An 8,642-nucleotide genomic window follows, 5' to 3' on the forward strand; every position below is an offset into this window, starting at 1 on the left:
CTTCCTCGCGAACTACGCGTTCACGTCCGACGGCACGCTCTGGGCCCTGATGGACAACGAGACGGGTCCCGAGACGCTGACGATCGGGAGGTACGACGGTGCGAGCTGGCATTACCACGACCTCGCTGCCGACGGAGGTTCGTGGATGAGCGTGATCGCCGCTGCCGGCCCGAACGTCGTCGTGGTCGAGGCGGCCTTGGAGCGCACGCCGGCGCCGGACCGTGTGGTCGGGCTCTCGGTCAGCACCGATGCAGGCGCCACCTGGCACGAGCTGACCGACCCGGACGACGTGGAGCGCAGCCTCCCGTTCAACGTGTCGCAGAACCCCGATGACTGGTTCTCGGGATACACGTCGATCGCTTTCGCAGGCACCTCGACGCTGTACGTCGCGGACGGGAGCGGCGCCCTGTGGCGCAGTAGCGACTTCGTCACTTTCAGCAAGGTCTCGGTGCCGGGCGCCGTGACGGACCACAGGGTGTCGGACCTGAGGCCGGCCGGGGACGCGGTACTCGGGCGGCTCGACGACGGTGACGACCTGGTCCGCATCGCGGCCGACGGGAGCGTGGAGGTCATTGCGTCCCGCTGAACACCGGAGGCCCCGTCGTCGACCGACGACCCTGACCGACCACGCTGTCCGGGACATGGCCACCACCCGGATGCGCCTGACCGCGACGGTCCTCGTCCTCGTCGCCGCGGCGACCGCGGGCACGGTCACCGCCGCTGTCACGTCCGGAGACCGCCGGCCGGCCGCGACCGAGGCTGCGACCTCCGCGCCGGACGCGGTCGACGTGCTGCTGGTCGACTGCGGCTCGGGCTGGACCCCGGGCCCATGTTCGACTTCAAGCACCGCAGGACGATCCAGCTGCTGCTGAGGCAGAACGGCGCGGTCAAGAAGGTCAAGGGGAAGTAGCGTCCCGGGCGTGCCAGCATGACCGGGTGAGCCTCAGGCAGCTGACCGTGGTCCCCGTGCCCGGCACGGGGACCGAGGACGTCGTCGTCGCGACCCACGGGCCGGACCAGGGGTCGGTGTTCACCGGCACCGAGGACGGCGCGATCTGGCGGGTCAGCCCCGACGGGGCCCGGGTCGAGCGGGTGGCGACCATCGCCGGCCGGCCCATGGGCATCGAGGTCGACGCGGACGGCCGACTGGTCGTCTGCGTGGCCGACAGCGGACTGGTCCGGGTCGACCCCGGGTCCGGCTCGGTGGAGACCGTCCTCGAAGGATCGGCCGGCCTGCCCATCGTCATGTGCAACAACGCCGCGATCGCCGGCGACGGGACCATCTGGTTCTCGGACAGCTCGGCGGTGCACCCGCTCGCCCGCTGGCGCAGTGACATCGCCGAGGCGACCTGCACCGGCCGGCTGCTGCGGCTGGACCCGGACGGCACCGTCACCGTCGTGCTGGAGGGCCTCGACTTCGCCAACGGCGTCGTGCTGGCGGCCGACGGGTCCTACGTGGCGGTGGCCGAGTCGGGCGCGTGCACCGTGGTCCGGCAGTGGCTCACCGGGGAGAGGGCAGGCACCCGCGACCTGCTCGTGCCCGAGCTGCCCGGCTACCCGGACAACCTGTCCCGCGGCAGCGACGGCCTGCTCTGGGTCGCCGTCGCCAGCCCGCGAGTGGCCCTCGCAGAGCGGGTCCGCCGCGGTCCGCAGTGGCTGCGGCGCACGGCGACCAGGGTGCCCGATCGGCTCCAGCCCAGGCCCGGACGCGTCGTGCGGGTGCAGGCCTACGACGACGCCGGGTCGCTCGTGCACGACCTCGACCTGCCGGCCGACGACTTCTGGTTCGTGACCGGTGTCCGCGAGCACGAGGGCCGGGTCTGGATGGGCAGCCTGCTCCAGCCCGCGATCGCGTTCCTGACTCTCTGACTCCGTACACTCGCTGTCCATGGGTGTGCTCGACACGATCTCGGGGCCGCGTGACCTGCGCCGGCTCTCCGACGACGAGCTCGACACCCTAGCCAGCGAGATCCGCGACCGGCTGGTCACCGCCTGCGCGCCGGCCGGCGGCCACCTCGGCCCCAACCTGGGCGTGGTCGAGCTGACCATCGCGATCCACCGGGTCTTCGACTCGCCGCGGGACCGGATCGTCTGGGACACCGGCCACCAGGCCTACGTGCACAAGATGCTCACCGGGCGGGCCGCGCAGTTCGACCGGCTTCGCGTGGAGGGCGGGCTGAGCGGATATCCCAGCCAGGCCGAGTCCGCGCACGACATCGTCGAGAACAGCCACGCCTCGACCTCGCTCAGCTATGCCGACGGGCTGGCCAAGGCCTACGCGATCCGGGGCGAGGACCGGCACGTGGTCGCGGTCATCGGCGACGGCGCGCTCACCGGGGGCATGGCCTGGGAGGCGCTCAACAACATCGCCGTGGCCGACCGGTCGAAGCTCGTGATCGTGGTCAACGACAACGGCCGCTCCTACACCCCGACCATCGGCGGCCTCACGACAGCGCTGACCCGGCTCCGCACGAGCCCGCGCTACGAGCAGGCCCTCGACCTGGTCAAGCGGCGTCTCAACGCCGTCCCAGGCGTCGGGCCGGCGGCCTACGACGCGCTGCACGCGATGAAGAAGGGCGTCAAGGACGCCGTCGCCCCGCAAGGGCTCTTCGAGGACCTCGGCCTGAAGTACGTCGGCCCGGTCGACGGCCACGACCGCGTGGCGATGGAGCACGCGCTCGTCCAGGCGCGGAAGTTCGGCGGGCCGGTGATCGTGCACGCGCTGACCCGCAAGGGGTTCGGCTACGACGCCGCCGAGCGGCACGAGGCCGACCAGTTCCACCAGGTGGGGCCCTTCGACCCCGAGTCGGGGGAGCAGGACCCCAAGGGCGCGATCTGGACCAACGCCTTCACCGACGAGATCGTCCGGATCGGCCAGCGTCGCCAGGACGTCGTGGCCATCACCGCCGCGATGATGCACCCGACCGGGCTGCAGCAGTTCCAGGCCCGCTTCCCGGAGCGGACCTTCGACGTCGGCATCGCCGAGCAGCACGCTGCGACCTCCGCGGCGGGGCTCGCCCTCGGTGGCCTGCACCCGGTGGTCGCGATCTACTCGACGTTCCTCAACCGGGCCTTCGACCAGGTGCTCATGGACTGCGCCCTGCACCGGTGCGGCGTCACCTTCGTCCTCGACCGCGCCGGGGTGACCGGCGACGACGGGGCCAGCCACAACGGCATGTGGGACATGTCGATCCTCCAGGTGGTGCCCGGGCTGCGGCTGGCCGCACCGCGCGACGCCACCCGGCTGCGCGAGCTGCTCAACGAGGCGGTCGACGTCGAGGACGCCCCGACGGTGATCCGGTTCCCGAAGGGCGCGCCGCCGGCTGACATTCCCGCCGTCGGGACCGTCGACGGGCTCGACGTCCTGGTCCGCAACGGCGCCCGTGACGTGCTCGTGGTGGCAGTGGGCGCGATGGCCACGACCGCCGTGGACGTGGCCGACCGGCTGGTCGCGCAGGGCATCGGGGTGACCGTGGTCGACCCGCGGTGGGTCAAGCCGGTCAACCCTGCCCTCCTCGACCTCGCTGGCCGGCACCGGCTCGTGGTGAGCATCGAGGACAGCGGCGAGACCGGCGGCTGTGGCGCCGTCCTGCTGCAGACGCTCAACGCCGCAGGCGTGCACACGCCGTTCCGGCTGCACGCGGTCCCGCAGCGCTTCCTCGACCACGCCAAGCGGGCGCGGATCCTCGAGCAGGTCGGCCTGACCCCGCAGGCCATCGCGCTGCGCATCGTCGAGGACATCACCGCCCGGCCCGATGCACAGCCCGACCACCAGGAGGACCGGACCGGGGAGGCGCCGGCGGAGGTCGACCGCTCGATGTAGCCCGATCCGGAGGCTCCGCAGGCACACCGGGGGACCCTGGCCGTCCCGGTGTGAGAATCTGGACAGGTGCCCACCGAACGACTCGTGCACATCGTCGACGAGGTCCCCGAGCTCGCGGGGGTCTCGGACCTGACGCTGGTGCTGGTCCTCGACGGCTTCCTCGACGCCGGCAACGCCGCGGCCCACGCGGCCCGGCACCTCGCCGACCTCGACACCGGGCACAGCACGCCGGGTCCGGTCGTGGCGACCTTCGACGTCGACCAGTTCCACGACTACCGGGCCCGGCGGCCGGCGATGTCCTTCGTGCGCGACCACTACGAGAGCTACGACGCACCGCGCCTGGCCGTCCGCCTCCTCCACGACAACGGCGGCACGCCGTACCTCCTGCTGCACGGACCCGAGCCGGACAACCGCTGGGAGGCGTTCGCCCGTGCGTTCCGCGAGGTGCTCGAGCGGCTCGACGTCACCCGGGTGGTCGCGATGGGGTCGGTGCCGATGGCGGTCCCGCACACCCGCCCGATCGCGGTCACCCCGCACGCCAACCGCCCCGAGCTCGTCCCGGGCGCCAGCCCGTGGCGAGGTGAGCTGCGGATCCCGAGCAGTGCGCAGTCCCTCCTCGAGCTGCGGCTGGGGGAGTGGGGCCACGACATGCTCGGCTTCGTCGCGCACATCCCGCACTACCTCGCCCAGCTCGACTACCCCAAGGCCGCCGCGGTCCTGCTGGAGCACGTCGAGCTGGCCGGCCGGCTGACCATCGACCTCTCCGAGCTGCACGAGCTGGCCCGCGAGCGTGAGGGCGAGATCGAGCGCTACCTGGCCTCCAACGAGGAGGTGGGTGAGGTGGTGGCCGCGCTCGAGCAGCAGTACGACGCGTTCGCCCGGGCCGAGGGCTCGGGCCAGGGCCTGCTCGCCTCCGACGAGCCGCTGCCCACCGGTGAGGAGATCGGCCAGCAGTTCGAGCAGTTCCTGGCCGGCCTCGACGCCCAGGACGGCAACGACGCCGGCGACCCGTTCGGCGACCCCGGGCGCGACGCATGACCGAGGCCTCGGCGGTCGAGGACAGCGTCCAGGACCTCCTGAAGATCCTGGACCTCGAGACGCTCGACGACGACCTCTACCGGGGCGCGCATCCGCCGTCGGCGCGGTCCCGGGTCTACGGCGGACAGGTCGCGGCCCAGGCCCTGGTCGCCGGTGCCCGCAGCGTGGACCCGGCGTTCGTGCCGCACTCGTTCCACTCCTACTTCCTGCTGCCCGGCGACTACGCCGTACCGATCATCTTCGACGTGCAGCGGATCCGGGACGGACGCTCGTTCCTGACCCGGCGGGTGACCGCGCGCCAGCACGGCCGGCCGATCTACCACCAGACCATCAACTTCCAGCAGCCCGAGCAGGGCTTCGAGCACCAGGACGTCATGCCGGACGTGCCCGATCCCGAGCACGGGCTGGACTTCCTCGACCTGATGCGCGGGCGAGGGAACGCAGACGCCGACGAGCTCGGCAAGGAGTGGGCCGCGATCGAGGTGCGGTTCCTCGGCAACTCCCGGCACGGCCTCGACCCCGACCCGCGCCGTCCGTCACGCGCGCAGATGTGGATGCGGTTCCGGGAGGGGCTGCCGGACGACCCGATGACCCACCTGGCGGCCTTCACCTACGCCAGCGACATCAGCCTCCTCGGCGCCTCGCTGGCCGTCCACGACGTCGACCCGGCCAGGGCGATGATGGCCTCGCTCGACCACACCCTGTGGTTCCACCGGCGGTTCCGGGCCGACGAGTGGTGGCTCTACGACCAGTGGTCCCCGAGCGCGCAGGGGGGTCGCGGCCTGGCCTTCGGCTCGGTCTTCACCGCCGACGGCACCCTCGTGGCCACCGCGGCGCAGGAAGGCGTCATCCGGCAGCGCCGGAGCTGATCACACCAGTCTCACAGACCACACCAGTCACACCGGTCAAGACCTGACACGTCCTCCGTTCGGCCATTTCCGGCATTCGCCTGACGTGGCGGGTGTGACGAATGAACACTCGCTGACATGCAACGGCCGAAGCACCGTGCCATCACCCGGCGCCGACCGACGCTCTCCCGCGCCTCCGGGGCGATGGTCGGCGTGGTCACGCTGGCCTCTGCCGCTGTGCTCGGTCCCTCGGCGTACGCCGACACCCACTCGCACTTCCACCACGGCCCGGTCAAGCCGCACGCCTCGCACGGCAAGCCGGCCAAGCCGGGCCACTCCAAGCCCGGCCAGTCCAAGCCTGGCCAGTCCAAGCCGGGCGACGACAGCGCGAACGACGCCAACAGCGAGCACGACCCGAGCGCCACCAACGGCGGCAAGTCGCTCCCTGGCGACCAGGGGCTGACCCTGACCGAGCTCAAGCCGACCGCGCAGCCGGTGACGCCCTACGAGATGCCGTTCCCGTGCGGCGAGGTGTGGAGCGGCTCGAGCCGGCCCGGCCACAGCCCCAGCGTCCGCTCGGTCGACTTCAACCACGCCGGCGGCGACCTCGGGCTCCCCGTCGTCGCCGCGGCCTCCGGCACCGTGGTCACCGCGCGCGTCGGGATGAACAAGCCCAGCTACGGGCAGTACGTCGTCATCGACCACGGCAACGGCGAGAGCTCGCTCTACGCACACCTCAACTCGGTGCTGGTCACCGTGGGCCAGGTCGTCCAGGCCGGCACCCAGCTCGGCACGGTCGGGGAGACCGGCAACGCCAGCGGCCCGCACCTGCACTTCGAGGAGCGGCTCGGGGGCGCGGTCGTGGACGCGTGGTTCCACGGCGCCCGGTTCCCGATGAACTCCTCGGCCGAGTCGCAGAACTGCGGCCAGGTCGCCTCCACCGACATCCCGCTGGCCGGCGACATGTTCGGAGGCAGGGCCGCCGAGGTGATGGTCTACCGGCGCGCGGCCCCCGGCGCCTTCCACGTCACCCGCACCGGTGCCAAGGAGCGCGTGATCAAGATCGGCCGCGGTGCCGACCAGCCCGTGATCGGCGACTGGGACGGCGACGGGCGGGTGGACCCCGGCGTCCGCAGCCCGGCCGACCGGGTCTTCACGATGCAGGTCAAGCGGGCCAAGACCCAGGTGCGCTTCGGCAAGCGCGGCGACCTGCCGATCGCCGGCAACTGGGACGGCGTGGGCAGCTGGGAGCTCGGCGTCCGGCGGCCCGGCAGCGCCAAGTTCCTGCTCCGCATGCCCGACGGGTCGGTCAAGAAGGTCTCGCTCGGCGACGCGAACGACCTCCCGGTCACCGGTGACTGGGACGGCAACGGCGTCACCGACCTCGCCGTCTACGACCAGGCCACCGCGACGTTCACGCTGCTGCAGACCGACCCGATGGGGACGCCGTTCACGACGACGATCCCGTTCGGCAGCCCGGGGGACCTGCCGGTGACCGGTGACTGGGACGGGAACGGCATCACCGACCTCGGGGTGTGGACCCCGGCGACCGCGACGTTCGAGAAGCGCGGCGCGGTGGCGCCGACGGGTGCGAGCGAGCGGGTCAAGAAGGTCCGGTTCGGCCGGCCCGCCGCGCGCTGACGTTCCACCGACTTCCGGCTCTGGTGACCTGATCGGTGGGTGGGCGGCCGCGCGCGTAGCTGGCCCAGTTGGTGTTCTGCGATCTGAACCGCAAGCGTCAGGGTCACCGGATATCCGGGGACCCCTGAGCTTCTGTGCCGAGATCTCGGCACAGAAGCGGATGGGTCGCTACAGAACCCCGGCCCTGCCTCTGGTGGTGCCCGCGCTGAGGAACGGTGCGGCGAAGCCCGCCGTTGTGCTCCGGTAGGCGCCCGGGCACCCACGTGCCATTACACAAGAACTCTTGCACAACGACTCTTGTGGAACTAGGGTCCCGGGCATGGAGCAGGGTCCCCGGGTCAGGGCCACGGTCGAGCAGGTCGCGGCGAGCGGGCACCCGGTGCGGCGCCGGCTGCTCGAGGTGCTGGGCGTCGAGGGCCCGGCCACCGCGAGCCGGCTCGCGGAGCGCACCGGCCAGCTCGTGGGCAACATCAGCCATCACCTCAAGATGCTGGCCCGCGCCGGGCTGGTCGAAGAGGTGCCGGAGCTGGCGAAGGACCGTCGCGAGCGCTGGTGGCGGCAGGTCCCGGTCTCACTGAGCTGGTCGCTGGCCGACGTCCGCGGTGACGCGGTGGGCGAGGCGGTCGCCATCGCGGCCGAGCACGAGCATCTCGACCACCACGTCCGCCGGGTCCACGGCTGGTTCGCGGCGCGCGACGGGTCCCAGGAGTACGACGAGGCCTGGACCCGGGCGGCCTTCTCGACGTCGACCTGGGCCTGGGCCACTCCAGCGGAGTGGGAGGAGCTCGGGGAGGCGATCAACACCGTCATCTCCGAGTTCCACCGGACGCACAGCGAGCCGGCCGCCGGCCGCGAGACGTGCTTCGTCTTCGCCCACGGCATGCCCAGCAAGCCATGAGCACGGCGGTGCCGCAGGCGCCGCCGTTCGCCCGCGACCGGCTCTTCCAGGCCTGGGCGGTGGTCGCCGCGGTCTCGCTGTCCGGCGACTCCGCATGGTTCGTCGCCTTCGCGTGGACCGCCGCGACCGTCACCGATCCCGCCACGGCCGGACTGGTGCTGGGGGCGGGCACGATCCCGCGCGCCCTCACCGCGCTCTACGGCGGCACGCTCGCCGACCGCCACGACGCCCGGCGCGTCATCGTCCTCGCGAACCTCGGCCGGATCCTGGTGCTCGCCCTGGGAGCCGTTCTGGCCACCGTCCTCGGCATCAGCGTGGCCCTGCTGCTCGTCGTCGCGATCCTGTTCGGGGTCCTCGACGCACTCCACAACCCCGCCGCGACGACGCTGCCGCG

Annotated in this window: 9 protein-coding genes; all 9 read left to right on the forward strand. The window is 72.2% G+C overall.

Annotation, left to right across the window (positions count from 1 at the left end):
• A partial coding sequence (locus VFV89_RS19645; protein WP_329707665.1) for a hypothetical protein occupies positions 1–586 on the forward strand: 586 nt, incomplete at its 5' end.
• A gap of 55 nt (positions 587–641) precedes the next feature.
• Complete coding sequence (locus VFV89_RS19650) at positions 642–872, forward strand: hypothetical protein (protein ID WP_329707666.1); 231 nt, start codon at positions 642–644, stop codon at positions 870–872.
• Positions 873–936: 64 nt separating this feature from the next.
• Positions 937–1,869, forward strand: coding sequence for an SMP-30/gluconolactonase/LRE family protein (locus VFV89_RS19655; RefSeq protein WP_329707667.1), 933 nt, complete (start codon positions 937–939; stop codon positions 1,867–1,869).
• A gap of 19 nt (positions 1,870–1,888) precedes the next feature.
• On the forward strand, positions 1,889–3,823 hold the full coding sequence (dxs, locus tag VFV89_RS19660) for a 1-deoxy-D-xylulose-5-phosphate synthase (RefSeq protein WP_329707668.1): 1,935 nt from the start codon (positions 1,889–1,891) through the stop codon (positions 3,821–3,823).
• A 66-nt stretch (positions 3,824–3,889) separates the two neighbouring features.
• Positions 3,890–4,861, forward strand: a complete 972-nt coding sequence (locus tag VFV89_RS19665; protein WP_329707669.1) for a PAC2 family protein — start codon at positions 3,890–3,892, stop codon at positions 4,859–4,861.
• Positions 4,858–5,730 (forward strand): acyl-CoA thioesterase II, encoded by an 873-nt coding sequence (locus VFV89_RS19670; RefSeq protein WP_329707670.1) that lies wholly within the window; start codon positions 4,858–4,860, stop codon positions 5,728–5,730. The genes VFV89_RS19665 and VFV89_RS19670 overlap by 4 nt, the downstream gene beginning before the upstream one ends.
• A 117-nt stretch (positions 5,731–5,847) precedes the next feature.
• Complete coding sequence (locus VFV89_RS19675) at positions 5,848–7,350, forward strand: M23 family metallopeptidase (RefSeq protein ID WP_329707671.1); 1,503 nt, start codon at positions 5,848–5,850, stop codon at positions 7,348–7,350.
• 319 nt (positions 7,351–7,669) lie between these two features.
• On the forward strand, positions 7,670–8,248 hold the full coding sequence (locus VFV89_RS19680) for a helix-turn-helix domain-containing protein (RefSeq protein WP_329707672.1): 579 nt from the start codon (positions 7,670–7,672) through the stop codon (positions 8,246–8,248).
• A partial coding sequence (locus tag VFV89_RS19685; protein WP_329707673.1) for an MFS transporter occupies positions 8,245–8,642 on the forward strand: 398 nt, incomplete at its 3' end. The genes VFV89_RS19680 and VFV89_RS19685, both read left to right, overlap by 4 nt.

Origin of the sequence: Nocardioides sp. (assembly GCF_036274455.1) — a bacterium.
Lineage (GTDB): Bacteria > Actinomycetota > Actinomycetes > Propionibacteriales > Nocardioidaceae > Nocardioides.